The sequence below is a fragment of the Nostoc sp. genome (genome assembly GCF_036917535.1).
GTDB lineage: Bacteria > Cyanobacteriota > Cyanobacteriia > Cyanobacteriales > Nostocaceae > Nostoc.
Genome location: NZ_JBALDA010000054.1, coordinates 1 through 15,053, shown reverse-complemented (window position 1 = coordinate 15,053; position 15,053 = coordinate 1). Strand labels below are relative to the sequence as shown.

The 15,053-nt window shown below is 42.2% G+C and carries 16 protein-coding genes; 6 read left to right on the top strand and 10 right to left on the bottom strand.

The genetic code is table 11. From position 1 onward, the window contains the following. Positions 1 to 15: 15 nt before the first annotated feature. The 6 genes from V7K56_RS17995 to V7K56_RS17975 form a co-directional block, all read right to left on the bottom strand. Positions 16 to 714, bottom strand: a complete 699-nt coding sequence (locus tag V7K56_RS17995; RefSeq protein ID WP_334912230.1) for a glutathione binding-like protein — start codon at positions 712 to 714, stop codon at positions 16 to 18. Positions 715 to 838: 124 nt separating this feature from the next. Further along, complete coding sequence (locus tag V7K56_RS17990; RefSeq protein WP_334912229.1) at positions 839 to 1,615, bottom strand: class I SAM-dependent methyltransferase; 777 nt, start codon at positions 1,613 to 1,615, stop codon at positions 839 to 841. Positions 1,616 to 1,649: 34 nt separating this feature from the next. After that, positions 1,650 to 2,339, bottom strand: coding sequence for an SDR family NAD(P)-dependent oxidoreductase (locus V7K56_RS17985; RefSeq protein WP_334912228.1), 690 nt, complete (start codon positions 2,337 to 2,339; stop codon positions 1,650 to 1,652). 482 nt (positions 2,340 to 2,821) lie between these two features. After that, positions 2,822 to 3,022 (bottom strand): endonuclease domain-containing protein, encoded by a 201-nt coding sequence (locus V7K56_RS37125; RefSeq protein ID WP_442940089.1) that lies wholly within the window; start codon positions 3,020 to 3,022, stop codon positions 2,822 to 2,824. A 279-nt stretch (positions 3,023 to 3,301) separates the two neighbouring features. Beyond that, positions 3,302 to 3,601 (bottom strand): 2Fe-2S iron-sulfur cluster-binding protein, encoded by a 300-nt coding sequence (locus V7K56_RS17980; protein WP_334912227.1) that lies wholly within the window; start codon positions 3,599 to 3,601, stop codon positions 3,302 to 3,304. A gap of 109 nt (positions 3,602 to 3,710) precedes the next feature. Beyond that, positions 3,711 to 4,532, bottom strand: coding sequence for a uroporphyrinogen-III synthase (locus V7K56_RS17975; protein ID WP_334912226.1), 822 nt, complete (start codon positions 4,530 to 4,532; stop codon positions 3,711 to 3,713). 225 nt (positions 4,533 to 4,757) lie between these two features. On the opposite strand from V7K56_RS17975, the gene V7K56_RS17970 reads away from it, so the two are divergent. Together V7K56_RS17970 and V7K56_RS17965 are read left to right on the top strand one after the other, a co-directional pair. Further along, the gene (locus V7K56_RS17970; protein WP_334912225.1) at positions 4,758 to 6,002 is read left to right on the top strand and encodes a cytochrome P450; all 1,245 of its coding nucleotides are present in this window, start codon (positions 4,758 to 4,760) and stop codon (positions 6,000 to 6,002) included. Between the two features lie 512 nt (positions 6,003 to 6,514). Next, positions 6,515 to 7,426, top strand: coding sequence for a S1C family serine protease (locus V7K56_RS17965; protein ID WP_334912224.1), 912 nt, complete (start codon positions 6,515 to 6,517; stop codon positions 7,424 to 7,426). A 40-nt stretch (positions 7,427 to 7,466) separates the two neighbouring features. On the opposite strand, the gene V7K56_RS17960 is transcribed toward V7K56_RS17965, so the two are convergent. Next, positions 7,467 to 7,706 (bottom strand): hypothetical protein, encoded by a 240-nt coding sequence (locus V7K56_RS17960; RefSeq protein WP_334912223.1) that lies wholly within the window; start codon positions 7,704 to 7,706, stop codon positions 7,467 to 7,469. Positions 7,707 to 7,776: 70 nt separating this feature from the next. Here V7K56_RS17960 and V7K56_RS17955 point away from each other — a divergent pair, with 70 nt between their 5' ends. The 4 genes from V7K56_RS17955 to V7K56_RS17940 all read left to right on the top strand — a co-directional run bounded on the left by V7K56_RS17955 (position 7,777) and on the right by V7K56_RS17940 (position 11,791). Next, positions 7,777 to 8,613 (top strand): S1C family serine protease, encoded by an 837-nt coding sequence (locus V7K56_RS17955; RefSeq protein ID WP_334912222.1) that lies wholly within the window; start codon positions 7,777 to 7,779, stop codon positions 8,611 to 8,613. Beyond that, entirely contained in the window at positions 8,610 to 9,242 is a 633-nt protein-coding gene (locus V7K56_RS17950; RefSeq protein ID WP_334912221.1) for a response regulator transcription factor, read from the top strand. Before V7K56_RS17955 ends, V7K56_RS17950 begins: the two co-directional genes overlap by 4 nt. Before the next feature lie 345 nt (positions 9,243 to 9,587). Further along, positions 9,588 to 10,001, top strand: coding sequence for a GlcG/HbpS family heme-binding protein (locus V7K56_RS17945; RefSeq protein ID WP_334912220.1), 414 nt, complete (start codon positions 9,588 to 9,590; stop codon positions 9,999 to 10,001). 572 nt (positions 10,002 to 10,573) lie between these two features. Beyond that, a complete protein-coding gene (locus V7K56_RS17940) occupies positions 10,574 to 11,791 on the top strand; it encodes a glycosyltransferase family 4 protein (protein WP_334912219.1) in 1,218 nt (405 codons plus the stop codon). A 302-nt stretch (positions 11,792 to 12,093) separates the two neighbouring features. Here V7K56_RS17940 and V7K56_RS17935 read toward each other — a convergent pair whose 3' ends face one another. The 3 genes from V7K56_RS17935 to V7K56_RS17925 all read right to left on the bottom strand — a co-directional run. Further along, complete coding sequence (locus tag V7K56_RS17935; RefSeq protein WP_334912218.1) at positions 12,094 to 12,837, bottom strand: alpha/beta fold hydrolase; 744 nt, start codon at positions 12,835 to 12,837, stop codon at positions 12,094 to 12,096. A gap of 125 nt (positions 12,838 to 12,962) precedes the next feature. Further along, positions 12,963 to 13,556: a hypothetical protein gene (locus V7K56_RS17930; RefSeq protein WP_334912217.1), complete on the bottom strand. Its 594-nt coding sequence runs from the start codon at positions 13,554 to 13,556 to the stop codon at positions 12,963 to 12,965. A 246-nt stretch (positions 13,557 to 13,802) separates the two neighbouring features. After that, on the bottom strand, positions 13,803 to 15,053 hold a 1,251-nt coding region (locus tag V7K56_RS17925), incomplete at its 5' end, for an eIF2A-related protein (protein WP_442940087.1).

Below are 15,053 nucleotides of genomic sequence, written 5' to 3'. Positions count from 1 at the left end.
GACAATTCAAAAGGCTCAAGGCTGAATAGTCTTCGCCGACTGGTTAAATAACAAATTTCGTAACTTATCTGGATCGAGCGCTTCAGTTTTGAATGCTTCGGCTTTTTCGTAGGCGCGAATTGTTGCTGGACGGGCTTTAATTATCTCAAACCAGCGCTTGAGGTGAGGAAAATCCTCTAGGTTTTGACTTTGGAGTTCATGGGGCACAATCCAGGGATAAGCAGCAATATCAGCAATGGAATAATCGCCAGCTACAAATTCTCTATCTGCTAGTTGCTTATTCAGTATTGCATATAAGCGTCCCGTTTCATTCACATAGCGGTTAATCGCATATTCAATCTTTTCGGGAGCATAGACGCTAAAATGATGATTTTGTCCTGCCATTGGCCCTAGTCCTGCCATTTGCCAAAACAACCATTGTAAAACTTGAGTGCGCTCGCGTAAATCTTGGGGGATTAATTTCCCAGTTTTTTCTGCCAAATATAGTAAGATTGCACCAGACTCAAATACCGAAATTGGCGCACCTCTATCAGCTGGTTCACGGTCAACGATCGCAGGCATCCGATTGTTAGGAGAAATCTTCAGAAATTCCGGCTTAAATTGATCCCCAGCCCCAATATTCACAGGAATTATGGTATATGGTAAGCCGACTTCTTCCAAGAAAATTGTTATTTTATGACCGTTTGGAGTTGCCCAATAATAAAGTTCAATCATGGTTCTTTTCCTAAAATTGTGCGACTTTTTTGTAGGTTAATAGTGTGTTACAGACATCTCTTAATTACGAATTACCTAGCTTGCTTCTTGCCTTCTCTACGAGACGCTACGCGAATGGTAAATATTACGAATTAGATTGCGGTGATTTTGCGATCGCAGCCCAAACTCGATGATGAACCTGAAGAATTGGTGTAGGATATTTTGTTTCGAGCAATGTTGCCAATTCCTGGTCAAATACTTCTACTTTTTCTGGTGTCAAGCTGCCTCCCACACCAGCACTCGCCCGAACTCGTCCCCGCCAATCTTCGTGTGTATAAGACACAAATACATCGTAAGAAAATGTGCGGATTTCTCGAAAACCTCCTTCGCCAATATCTTGTAACCACTGGGGATACAATCCGTTACCGCCGCCTAGATTCCATGCGGGATTATGAGCCTCAATTAGTTGTTCTGTTGCTTCAACTACATTACCTTTTAAGGGTATCCAATCAAAATGTGCGATCGCGATTAAGCCATTTCTTCTCAATATCCGAGTAATTTCTTGGACGGCACGCGGACGGTCAAACCAATGCCAACACTGTCCAGCTGTGACTATATCCGCACTAGCGTCTGGTAACTCAGTATTCTCGGCAGTTGCGACTCGATAATCTACTTTCAGTTGTGCAGATTCGCTTAACAGTCTCGCTTGTTCTAAAAGTGAGGCTGATGGATCTATGCCAATCACATAAGCACCTCTATCGGCAAAGCCCCGCGCTAATGTTCCTGTTCCTGTACCGAGATCAACAATATTTTGCCCTGGTAAACCTATGCCATATTCAGACAGTTTATTAAATAATGAACTGGGAAAGCCAGCGCGGTGTTTTGCATAATCAGTAGCAGTTGCACCAAAATCAATTTTCATACCTGCAAAACTATTTTTGTAGCAATTGTTTTGCCTAGAAGTTCTCTACCCAAGGACGTAGTTCTACTTCATAAGTCCAAGCACTGCGGGGTTGGCGGAGAATGCTGAGATAAGTTTGAGCGATCGCATCCGGGTCAAGAGTACTATCAGGATTATCTATTGGATCTTGGCGGTCTGCGGAGCGGATTGCACCATCAATCACGAAATGCGCCACATGGATATTCTTTGGTGCTAATTCTCTAGCAATACTCTGAGCCAAACCGCGTAGTGCAAATTTACCCATTGCAAAGGGAGCAGACAAAGGATAACCCTTAATACTGGCTGAAGCTCCAGTAAAAAATATAGCACCGCCACCAAGTTGCAAAAACCTTTTGGTAGCAGCTTGAGCCACAAGAAAGCCACCATAAGCAGTGACATCTAGGCTTTTTGCCACTTCACTAGGGTCTAGATCGACAAGAGACCCCCGCACCCGAAAACTAGGATTGTAAACGACAATATTCGGGGAACCAACTTTATTATCAATATCAATAAATAACTGTTCTACCTCATCCGGCTTTGAGGCATCAGCTGCGAAACTAACTGCGCCAATTTCACTGCTCAATTGAGTAATTTTTTCAATTTGGCGAGCCGCTAAAGCTATGGTAAATCCTTCTTTGGCAAATAAGCGAGCTAAAGAAGCGCTCAGTCCATTACCTGCACCGACAATTAGAGCTGTTGTTGCCATAAATTCAATTCTACTTGTTAGGATAAACGATTAAGATTAGTTATTCAATAATTCTGATACTAAATTATTATTTACAAATATCAAAAAGTGTTAGAACTTGTATCAGAAATCACTGTGGAAATTGAGCTAATTTTTTGCACCAACTAAAGGCTATTTGTTTCATATTAAAATTCTACCAAGTAAGTCTGTGGGAAAAAACATAACCATGTTAATAAATATAAACGAGGCTAAAACCTTCTATTATCCTGCCTTTTACCTTGGTGCTAGCCTCTTTCCTTGAGTAATTGTATGCTGTTACACATTGGTCAGTACAGACGCGATTAATCGCGTCTGTACAATGGTTATTATTCATTTATATTTCAAAGGAAAGATGACCAATTGACTTAAGACGGTCTGAATGCAAAAATGTACAATCTAGACGTGCATCAGCTTATGTAAAACTAACTCTATATCATTAAATATTTGCTCATTACTAAAGCGAATCACAGTAACCAGTTTTGTCTGATAAAATCTTGAGCTTGCTGATTTGCATGAATACTACCTTCAAACTCAATAATTAGTAATTTTTCGTGACAATAAAAATCAGTTATATATTTACCAATATTATGTTGTCTACGAAATTTTATATTTAATAAACGTCTATTTCTTATATATTTCGCCTTTTTCTTGCCTTTATCATGCACGCAATTGTTGAATGTCGGCGGTGGGATTGTGGAAGTAGTTGTAAGTTTTGGCTAATCGTTCAGAGAAGGCAAATTATCAAAACGTTGCTGCATATTTATAACCACTTGCGATCGCAGCTCAATTTCCACACCTTTTTTAAAGTAACGTATACAATAGAGGCTGCTACCGCCAGCAAGGGAGGCAGCAGCTCAATGAGCAGCATTTTCAGCCGGAGAAACGAGATTTAAAAAGGGTTAGGGCTGAAGTATGACACCAATGCCCTTAACCCTTACCCGCTCCTAACCGTTAAGCGCTTCCTCTTGATGGGTTTCGATAGTGCAATCAGAACTAGCATAGGCAACGCAGGTAAGAACCCATCCTTCGTCCACTTGCTCATTATCTAAGAAGTTCTGATCCGATTGGTCAACTTTACCTGAAACCAGCTTCCCAGTGCAGGTAGAGCAAGAACCAGCGTTACAGGAATAGGGCAAGTCTAGCTGATATTCTTCGTTAGCGACCTCTAGGATGTACTCATCATCAGGAACGTCAATTACTTTTTCGCCGTCTGGGGTACGCAATGTAACTTTGTAAGTTGCCATGTAAAACTTCCTAACTTAATATAAACTCCATTTTCGATACTACGGGTTTATGTGCACCTAGTCTAGAGTGAAATCTAGTTGATTATTTTACATCTTGAGACGCTTAGTTTTAATCAGAAGTCAGAGTAAAAAATGCTGCGATCGCTTCAGCAAATCCCTCAAATGAACTGTAATCTCTAGACACGATAGAGACAGTCATACCCAACTTTTGGGCATTAGCAGTGGTGTAAGGGCCAAAACATGCAATAACACAATGTTCGTAATCGCTTTGCGAGTTAACCATTGTCAAAAAGCTTTCTACTTCCACTGTGCTACTAAAGGCAATTACATCAATAATTGCTTGACGTATCAAGTTTAATTCAATACCGTAGATACTTTTGTCTAAACCCTGCGTAATATATGTAGGTACACGAGTTACTTGTATGCCCAATTGTTGCAAATCTGTAATCAAATTGGGTACAACATCAGGTTCAGGCAAACCCACAACTTCTGGAACCGGGATCAGCACTTTTTTCTCGTGAATTTGCGGAAATTTCGCTAATTCAGCCACAATTCCGGCTGGGCTAGATTCTATTGGAATTAAATCCACTTTGTCAGAAAAAGATAATAAGCTTTCTGCATCTTTTCCTAAGGCACATAATTGACATTTTTGCACTACAGATATAGGAATATTCAAATCATTTATGCGGTGAAAAAATGCAGCGATTCCGTTTCGACTTGTGAAGAGAATCCAATCAAATTCGTTTATATGGGCTAAAGCGGCATCTAAGTGAGTGTAGTTTGATAAATAGCAGGTTTCGATAGTAGGCATGAAAACAGGTAAAGCACCTTTTTTGATAATTTGTTCGGATAACCTATAAGCATAATTTCTCGGTGCTGTTACTAAAATTCTCTTGCCATAGAGAGGTAAGTTTCTTGATGGAGTCAACATGTTGATTTCTCTTGATTCGGTATGCATTTGTTTATCGAATGACTGATGTAGGGGTTGAGTTATAGATGCTGAAGAGTTGCTCCAACCCTATGCTGCTGGGGAGAGAGACTTTAGTGAGGTTGATTTGAGTGGTGCTAATTTGAGTGGGGTTGATAGGTAACTTGTTAAGATAATGTTGACTGCACAATCACTCAAAGTAAACCATCACTGACCACCATTAAAAGCATGAAGCATCTGTCGGACTACAACTTCTTTGACCCACAAGTGCTTGTGTGTCCTTATGAATTCTACAAGCTGGCACAGGAGCAAGCACCAATTATGGAGCTACCTAGTTCCAGAACAGGAGCAAAACTCTTTCTCGTTACCAGCTATGACTTGGTGAGAGAAATTCTTAAGGATACAAGAGTATTCTCTAGCAATTTCTCTACTTTACTAGCTGGAAAAGAAGAACAGGATGATGAGTTGCAGAAAATTTCTGCTCAAGGCTGGCCTCAGATGAACACCCTGCTCACAGCAGATCCGCCAGAACACGAGCGATTTCGAGCGCTAGTGAATAAAGCATTCACCTTTGAGCGTGTCAACAAAATGTCTGAGTTGATTGAGCAGATTGTTGATGAACTAATTGACAATTTCATCGATCGCAGCAAGTGTGAATTCGTCAGTGAGTTTGCCGTAGCTTTACCGCTCAAAGTTATTGCTCAACAGTTAGGTGTGCCGCAAGCAGATATGCCAAAGTTCAAGCAATGGTCTGATGCTTTTATTGCACGTCTAGGCCACACACTCTCTAGAGAGCAGGAGATCGAGTGTGCTAAAGATGTTGTTGCTTTCCAGCACTATTTTAAGGATGTCATAGACTCGCGCCAAAAACAGCCTCAAGATGATTTGATCACTGACTTGGTACAGGCAAAGGTAGCTGGAGAGCGATCGCTTGAGACTGCTGAACTGCTGAGTATAATTCAGCAGATATTAGTGGCTGGCAATGAAACTATCACCAGTGCGCTCGCAGGTGGGATGTTGTTGCTGGCAAACAATAAAGAGCAAATAAAGTTGCTACAAACAGATATTTCGCAGCTAGAGAACTTTGTTGAAGAAGTTCTACGGATGGAAAGTCCAACAGCGGGAATGTGGCGAGTTGTGACGGAAGATATAAAACTAGGAGGTGTTGCTCTCCAAGCTGGGTCTTTGGTGATGATCCGCTTCGATGCTGCTAACCGCGACCCCATAAAATTTATTGAGGGTGAGCGTTTGGATGTGCGCCGCCATAATGCCAGCAATCACCTATCTTTTGGTCATGGGATTCATTTTTGTTTAGGTGCTATGCTTGCTCGTAAGGAAATGCAGATTGCATATCAGCGATTGTTACTACGGCTTAAGAACATCCGCTTGGGACAATCCGGTTATCAGTACTTACCGAATATACTCATGCGGGGACTGAAGTACCTCTATATTGAATTCGATAAGGTAGTATGAGTGGTTATTTAATCTTTAGGCGTTGCAGAATTATGAGATGATTTCGCCCAATGTGGAACGAATTTTCAATGGTTTCAACCGCCAAATTATCCCGCATTTATGCAACGCCTTAATCAGACGTTAGAGGTAGTGCACTAAGCCTATCAGCATTTTCAAGACAGGTCTAATACCAAAAAGCTGATCTCGGATTTCTCACCACATCTCTCAAAACCTTGTGCAGGGGAGCAGAGGAGAGTTCTTGTATAAGTTCTTTCCCCTCTGCCTCTCTGAACCTCAAGCTTGTGAAAAAAAATGTGGGTAGATGTCAATCCTAGTACGCCACGGCGTAAATAGAGCAACCATTTAAAATCCCTAAAAAGCCCATTCCATAATACTTTTGACTTTTGACTTTTGACTTCCGCCTTGCGGTACTAGCCATTTTTCTAGGGTGAATTCTCCCCATTTTTCCGATGTCGTCTGTGTTGATAAAACGGCACGATATAAACATCTAAAAACATTTGCGGAAAAATCTTATGTCTTCATTACTGGCTTTGTCTAACAGTTTAGCTGACACCGTAGAACAAGCTGGGAATGCTGTAGTTGCAGTAAATGGGGGTACTCGTGTTTTCCCAAGCGGCATTCACTGGCGTGATGGCATCATTGTTACCTCTGATGAGTGCCTCCAGCGCTATGACGACATCACGATTACCTTATCAAATGGTAGCACTGCACCAGTAACACTCGTCGGTCATGACTCTAGTACCGATATAGCCGTTTTTAAACTAGAAAATGTCGAAATACCTGTGGCAAAAGTTGGCGATGCTGAAATGCTCAAAGTCGGTCATCTGGTATTAGGACTGGCAAGAGGTAGCGAAGGTGACTTAAGAGCGGCGATGGGTGCGGTCAGCATAATTAGCGGTGCTTGGCGGAGTATGAGTGGCGGCAATATTGACCAATTCATCCGCCCAGACATCACCCTTTACTCTGGTTTTGCGGGTGGGCCCTTGGTAGATGCTGCTGGTTTTGTGGTAGGCATGAATACATCGGGGCGGCGTGGCATTGCTCTGACTATCCCCACTGCTACAGTTGATCGCGTCGTTGACCAATTAGTAGCAAAAGGACGTATTTCAAAAGGCTACTTGGGTGTAGGAATGCAACCTGTACGCTTACCAAAGAACCTGAAAACATCTCTGAATTTAAGTTCTGCAACTGGGGTAATTGTCGTTAATGTTGAGCCTTCGGGGCCTGCTGATAATGCAGGTATACTGCTTGGCGATGTTTTGGTAACGTTCGATGGCGTAACTGTTGGTGATACAGGTGATGTGTTGGCGCTGCTCAATAGTAGCGATCGCATTGGTAAAGCTGTCAACGTGCAAGTTGTCCGGGGTGGAGTGTTAGTTGAGTTAGCGATCACAGTTGGCGAACGACCTACTAAAGAGGAATAATCCCAATTTGCGATCAGTTTAACTAGTTTTGTCAAAATTATCAAAATTTTCTATTCATTCGAGCTTCTGAACTCGGAAGTTGCACCTTTTTGCTCGAACGTTGAGCTTCTGAACTCGAAAGTTGCACCTTTTTGCTCGAACGTTGAGCTTCTGAACTCGGAAGTTGCACCTTTTTGCTTGAATGTTGAGCTTCTGAACTCGGAAGTTGCACCTTTTTGCTTGAACGTTGAGCTTCTGAACTTGGAAGTTGCACCTTTTTGCTCGAATCGTCATTAGTCATTTGTGTTTCTAAGGACAAAAGACAAATGACATCACTGATTCTACTTTGACATGCTCAAAAATTGTATAACATGGCAAACACAACATTAACTAACATCGCTGCTGAATTGACAGAGGTAGCTACTAAACTACGCGATCGCACTGTCAAAGTAAAAAGTGGCTCTTTAGGAGTCGGTTCTGGTGTAATTTGGCAACCTGACGGACTAATTATCACTAATGCCCATGTGGCAACCAGTAACCGCGCAACTGTAGAATTGGCAGACGGAAGGGTATTTGATGCAGTGCGTACCCAATTTGATCCACAACAGGATTTAGCCGCCCTGAAAATTGTCGCCACTAATTTAACTGCTGCAACTATCGCCAATTCTGAGGCGCTACGAGTGGGTGAATTAGTCTTGGCGGTGGGTAATCCCTTTGCTGACAGTGGCGCTGTGACAACTGGAATTATCTATGCAAATAATCCACAAGTAGTTATGGCCGATTTGCGGCTGTATCCTGGTAATTCTGGGGGGCCACTTGCCGATTGTCTTGGTCGAGTCGTGGGAATTAACACGATGATTGTTAATGGTTTGGCTGTGGCAGTTCCCAGCAACACCGTTGAGCGTTTTTTACGGAGAAATAGTCGTCCGCAACTGGGAGTCACGCTGCAACCTGTGCTTTTAGATAGGCGTAGATTGGGTTTATTGGTGTTGTCAATTTTACCTGGTAGTGCAGCGGAAATTGCTGGAGTACAAATCGGCGATGTTTTAATTGGAGTTTCGGGCCGATTATTCACTAGCATGAATGATTTAAGCAAAAATCTCCATGAAAGTAAAGGATCTGTGCCGCTACAACTCCTACGCGGTAGACAGCAATTCGTGATTTATGTTGCCGTGCAGTCTGATAAAACTGCTGTGGAGGCGACATGATCCAGGTGATGGTGGTTGCCACTTCCCCTGTAGTGCGAGCAGGGTTATCAACTGTGGTGACTACCAATCCTCGGTTGACAGTTGTGGGGAGTGCATCCGATTTGGATGTATTGGCAAGGGAAGTTGGGCAATTACAACCAGATGTGGTGCTGGTAGATTTGAGCGGTAATTTTCAACAAGCGGTGTGGGAAAAATTGCTGATCATTCAAGAACAGCAATATCCATTAGGAACGATCGTCATTGTTGAAGAACTCGACAGCATCGACTTCGAGATGGCGTTACGTTCTGGTATCCGGGGAATATTGCCCAGTACTAGCACAGAGTCAGAAATTGTCGCGGCTGTGGAGGCGATCGCTTTTGGTTTACTGGTGTTGCACCCGGATGCTGTAGAATTACTGTCTATCCGCGAAAAAATCGTCACAAATCCTGTACAAACCTTGACACCACGGGAAATAGAGGTTTTAGGAATGCTTGGATCGGGGTTGGGAAATAAAGCGATCGCAAAACGTTTACATATTTCTGAGCATACCGTTAAATTTCATCTCTCATCCATTTTTCAAAAGCTCAGTGTCTCCAGCCGCACCGAGGCTGTTGCTGTGGGTGTGCGACTGGGTTTGATTATGCTTTGATCTGTCGTCCTTGGTCAAAAGTCCTCTCTTACAAAGTTGAGGCAGTCTGTTGGTGGGGTTCCCCCGCTTAAAGGAACTGCCCTGATGCCTGCCTTGAAAAGTTTGGATCGGAGGGAACCTCCGCTCCAACTTTTCGCTGCGGCGGGCTGCGCGAGAGCGTGGAAACCTCCGCTCAACGCCAGGAAAGCCCAATTCGGGAAACCCTGACTGTGCCACTGGCTCGACTTTGCGCTAAATTTATTTATGGGCTTGGTAAATTTTTGACTTTTGACTTTTGACTTTTGACTTCCCCAAAGGGGCTGACACGCCCTCAACGCACACATTTCTACGATTGAAAGAATTACCATGACTTCTGACAAACATTCTGTATCCTTGGATGACGCACGACGAATACTAGCGGCTGGAGAAGCAAAGGCTCGTGCAATCGGACAACCAATGAATCTTGCGGTTGTTGATGTCGGCGGGAATCTTGTTGCTCATATTCGTATGGATGATGCGTTGATCGGAAGTATCGATATCTCAATTAACAAAGCATTTACTGCTCGTGCGTTTAATCTCCCTACCAAATCCCTTGGTGAGAATGCTCAACCAGGAGGACAATTTTATGGTATTCACGCCTCAAATGGAGGACGAATCACGATCTTTGCCGGGGGTATACCACTTCAACGCGATGAGCAGATAGTTGGTGCAATCGGAGTAAGTGGTGGTAGCGGTGAACAGGATCAAGCTGTAGCTGAGGCAGCTGTCGCAGCTTTCTAATATCATTACACTAATACCGCTGCGCGGAAGTCAAAAGGAGCCAGTGCGTTGGGCGGGTTCCCCAACTTGAAGCAACTGGCGTTCAAAAGTCAAAAGTCAAAAGTATTGTATTCCGGGCTTTCGCGTCATTTTGAATCGTATGTTTATTTCCGCCGTGTTGTACTAGACGTCTTTAAAATAGAAGCAGCGCCCATTTAGCAGTGAGATTAGCAAGTCCACCCAAAAATCGTAACCACACCTAACTATTGTAGTCATTTACCAAACACCAGGAGGAAACGCGCGTTTTCTACTGGTTTTTTGTTATACCAAGAGGAAAAAAGAATGCAACAGATATAGCAAAGTGCTGTTAGCGGTAGCGGGGCGTTTAGCCCGTGCTGAGTAAAAACCCAGTTTTGTCAAGCCTTTGAGCGAGCAACACTGTCCTAACCTATGTGACTACGGCTATACATACTCTCAAACCTTTGTTATGTTTACCTTTCTTAATTTTGAATTTTGAATTTGAGCGAAGCGAGTGACATACAGCCTCTAATGAGGTCATGGTGTACATATATCACATTTGATTCATTACTTGTATGAACATTTTAATGTTATCTTCCACCTTTCCCTACCCACCAACGCGCGGAGGAACCCAAGTTAGAACATTTAATTTACTCAAGTACTTGAGTCAACGTCATACTATCACCCTCGCGACTCAACGCGAGGGTGATGTTACAGACGCAGAAATAGCAGGATTACGTGATTGTGTGGATCATCTAGCCATTTTTGAACGTCCGCCAGATTCTCAAACCACTGGAATCTTGAAGAAAATACAGCGATTTGGGAGATTTTTGCAGCAGGGAACACCGCCAAGTGTACTTAACCGCTACTCAGTTGAAATGCAAACATGGGTTAATAATTGGGTGGAAGCGGGAAAATGTGATGTAATTACTTGCGAACATAGCGTCAATGAAATTTATGTGCAGCCACATTTTCCCAAAAAGCTAAAAACCATAGTTAATGTTCATAGTTCTGTTTATGCTACCTGTCGGAACCAACTAGCAACAGGCATTTCAGAAAATTCACTCAGAGATAAAATTAATCTCCCACTTTTGCGTCGTTATGAGCAAAACTACTGCGCTAAATTTTCGGCAATTGTGGCGACAACAGAAGAAGATAAAATTCAACTACAAGAATTTAACCCCAATAGCGAAATTACAGTTATTCCCAATGGCGTAGATTTAGTTTCTTTTCCTAACCGTACCATCGATCCAGGAGGACATCGCCTAATTTTTATTGGTGCAATGGATAATTTAGCAAATATTGATGCTGTTTGCTTTTTCAGCAATGAAGTTTTGCCAGAAATCCAAAAATTCTATCCCGATACAACTTTCGATATTGTCGGTTCTCATCCAGTGGCAGAAGTTTTAGCACTTGATAAAAAACCAGGAATTAATGTGCTTGGACGTGTACCTTCGATGGCAGAATATTTACATCAAGCCACCATCTGCGTTGTACCGATGCGGACTGGGTTTGGTATTAAAAATAAAACTTTAGAAGCAATGGCAGCTGGTATACCTGTAGTAGCGAGCGATCGCGGCTTAGAAGGATTAGCTGTAGATGTTGCTAGTCATCCATTACGGGCATTACGAGCCAATAAACCAGCAGAGTACGTCATCGCTATTAGTCAACTATTTGATCGTCCACATCTGCGTTCAGAATTGTCTCACAATGGCAGACAACTGGTAGAAACGGAATTCACTTGGGATATTGCTGGTAAAAGCTATGAACAAGTTTGTCTTGGGAGAGAGTAATATCATGTCCGGTTAAAGATTTATCATTAAGACCGCAGGGGGCAGGGAGCAGAGGGAAAGAGTTAGAGACAAATCATTTGTATCAAGTATTTCAGGAAATGGTATAGGATATTCCACATTTTTATAAGATTTGTCAAAAATGCAGCAGTTGCGTAAGTCCTGACCAATTTAAAAAAAGAATGCAACAAATAGACCATTTGTAGAGACGCGATGAATCGCGTCTTTACCGAAAGATGTATTGCAATCAATTAATTGAATTGGTATAAGTTTGCTATAGCAACAATCGAGCCAAACTCAAACAATTAATCATTAGTTAATACTGTAGCCAGAAGGTCAGGATGAGACAGATGTGGGCAATGTCCAGAAGCTAGCTCAATGGCATCTACCCCTAAGCGCTTGCGTGCAGCATAGCGTGACCATGTAGGAGACAATATTCGGTCATCAGTACAAACAATATATTTACGCTCAACATGTGGCAAAGCTTTTAGAGGATTCGTTTCAAAAATATATGCCATAGATTGTTGCAAACGACTTTTCGAGATTGCCCACTGTGCTACATCTGGTTGACAATCATGAAAGAAAAATTCTCTTAATACTGCTTCGTCTGAATAATCTTTCCCTACGGAAACTGGTTCATACATATCAGGCTCATCGTAGAACTGTTCGAGTATACTTGGGTCTTTGGGCTGGTAATTGAATGATTTGAGCGTATCAGAATCAAGGCGATGAGAAAATTGGTCGAGTGTACTAACTCCAGGATAGGGGAGGAGCGCAGCTACAAATACTAGTTGACGCACTTTTACCGCTTCTGCAACCAGAGGAATTATAGTACCAGCCATTGAGTGACCGACTAGCACAATATCATTATCAGTTTTTGGCAGTGCTTGAATTACTACATCTGCCAATTGGGACAAAGTAGCAGATGCATTTTCAATTGGTAAATCCGTTGCTATAGTTTTGTGACCCTGTGCTTCTAAATAGGGAATTAGCAAATCCCAACACCAAGTAGCTTGGAAAGCACCGTGAACTAGACAATATAGACTCATATCAATTGAATAGTGGTAATGGTAGACGAGTTTTTTAACTTCTCTTATTTTTTAGCAAATTTTAAACCTTGACTAGGTAAGTTACATCAGTACCTGCTATATATTCAAACAGTAGTTAAAACAGGCTAAAAAGGTTGCAATAAAATACCTAAAATTTTATCAACTTCTTTAATATAGTACTCAGCCGAATCTATATAAACTGTTGTCTCTTCTAAAAATAAGAACTTCCAATTAGTTCCACTAGTAACCGAGCCGTAAATTCGTCCGACTTCATTACCTTGATTTTGATTGAACAGTTGCGCTGCAATCATTGCCGCTACACATTGACCCAGACCACCGATAATATCTTCTTTTTTCGCTTCAAAAATAAACATTACTGGAGCAGAAATAAATAATTGTTCCTGGGAATTGCTGATGATGTAATCGCAAAAGCCTTGTAAGCCTAAAATTGCATCAACATTAAATTCATTTCCAGAGAATAGCGATATTTTATTATTTAATAATCGTCTGATCTCTGCGAGGATTGGTGCAATTAAAAACTCTGACCTGGCTTTTTCGGTTGAAATTGCAGTTGCTAAAGGAATGTAATCTATTAAAATCGTTTTGAGAGTTTCTGATGGTGTAACAGGTTTTGTATCAGCAAATAAATTCCGAGTTTCATCAAGTGTTAAGTTAAAACTCTTTTTCACCTTAGCGAGACTAAAATCGCTATATGCCATCCTTCCACCTTGTGATTATCTAATTTCATCTATTCCATTTGATACAACTCAATCTTAGCCCTATTGAATGGGAGCGATCCCAGCTACTACAAAGCTAGGGCGAATAGAATTTGCCGATACACAAACATAAGCAAAGCCTTTCCACAGGGTAGTCAGTCCGCAGAGGCGGACTAAGAGAAAATTAAGGTTTTTTAACACACGAAGGTAGGTTTTGCCTGTGTAGAGAGGGTTTGTAACCGTTTTTAACTAATTCCGTAACTTCTTAAGTTCTGCTTCTGTAAACGGATTCTTCCCCGCCCCTAAATCTTTCACCCAACGCTGCCGTTGTGCTTTACTATTTTTATCCTGAGTTTGGGCGATGTATGCTTCAAAGTCCTCAATTGCCCCTTGGGTGTCGCCTGTCAGCGCCCTAGCCAAGCCACGACTATCACGAATCCTGCCATCTTCAGGTGCAAGTGCAACGGCTTTTTCACAGGCTGGTAAAACATCAGCAGCTTGTTTTTGGAGACTACCTCCCCAGCATAGTATATTCCAAAAATCAGCAGGAATTTTGGCTTTTGGAGCGAGCTTGAGAGCTGCGGTATAAGCTGCTATTGCTTCCTTAAACTTTTTCTCTTCTAAGCGACTGTTTCCTTCATTAACTAAGCGTTCAACCTTGCCTTTGTTGACAAAATCTTTTGCTCTCGCCTGGGAATCAAACTTTAATTTATTATTCCACTGCTGTGCTTTGCCAAACTTTTCCACAGCACCATTAATATCATCATTTCGTGCTAGCTTGTCACCTTGGGTAACTAACACTGTCGCCCCCTGCGCTAACCGCGATCGCGTTTGGCATGATTCCAACTCTTCTAACACTTCTGGATGCCCAATGAGGTAATTATTCAGCAAGTTGCAACCACTGAATAATAAGTTATCGAAATCCAAATCCCATAAATTTATTGTTTTGTCATAACTAGCAGAAGCTAACTGTTGTCCATTAGGGCTGTAGACGATGCTTAAGACCCAACTGCTATGACCAGTTAGGGATTTGAGGAGTTGATCACTGCTAACATCCCAGATTTTGATGGTCTTGTCATCACTAGCAGAAGCTAACTGTTGTCCATTGGGGCTGTAGACAACGCTATTGACCGCGCTACTATGACCAGTCAGAGATTTGAGGAGTTGACCACTACTGACATCCCAGATTTTGATGGTGTTGTCATAACTAGCAGAAGCTAACTGTTGTCCATTGGGGCTGTAGACAACGCTATTGACCGCGCTACTATGACCAATCAGAGATTTGAGGAGTTGACCACTATTGACATCCCAGATTTTAATGGTCTTGTCATAACTAGCAGAAGCTAACTGTTGTCCATTGGGGCTGTAGACAACACTATTGACCGCGCTACTATGACCAGTCAGAGATTTGAGGAGTTGACCACTACTGACATCCCAGATTTTAATGGTCTTGTCATAACTAGCAGAAGCTAACTGTTGTCCATTGGGGCTGTAGACAAC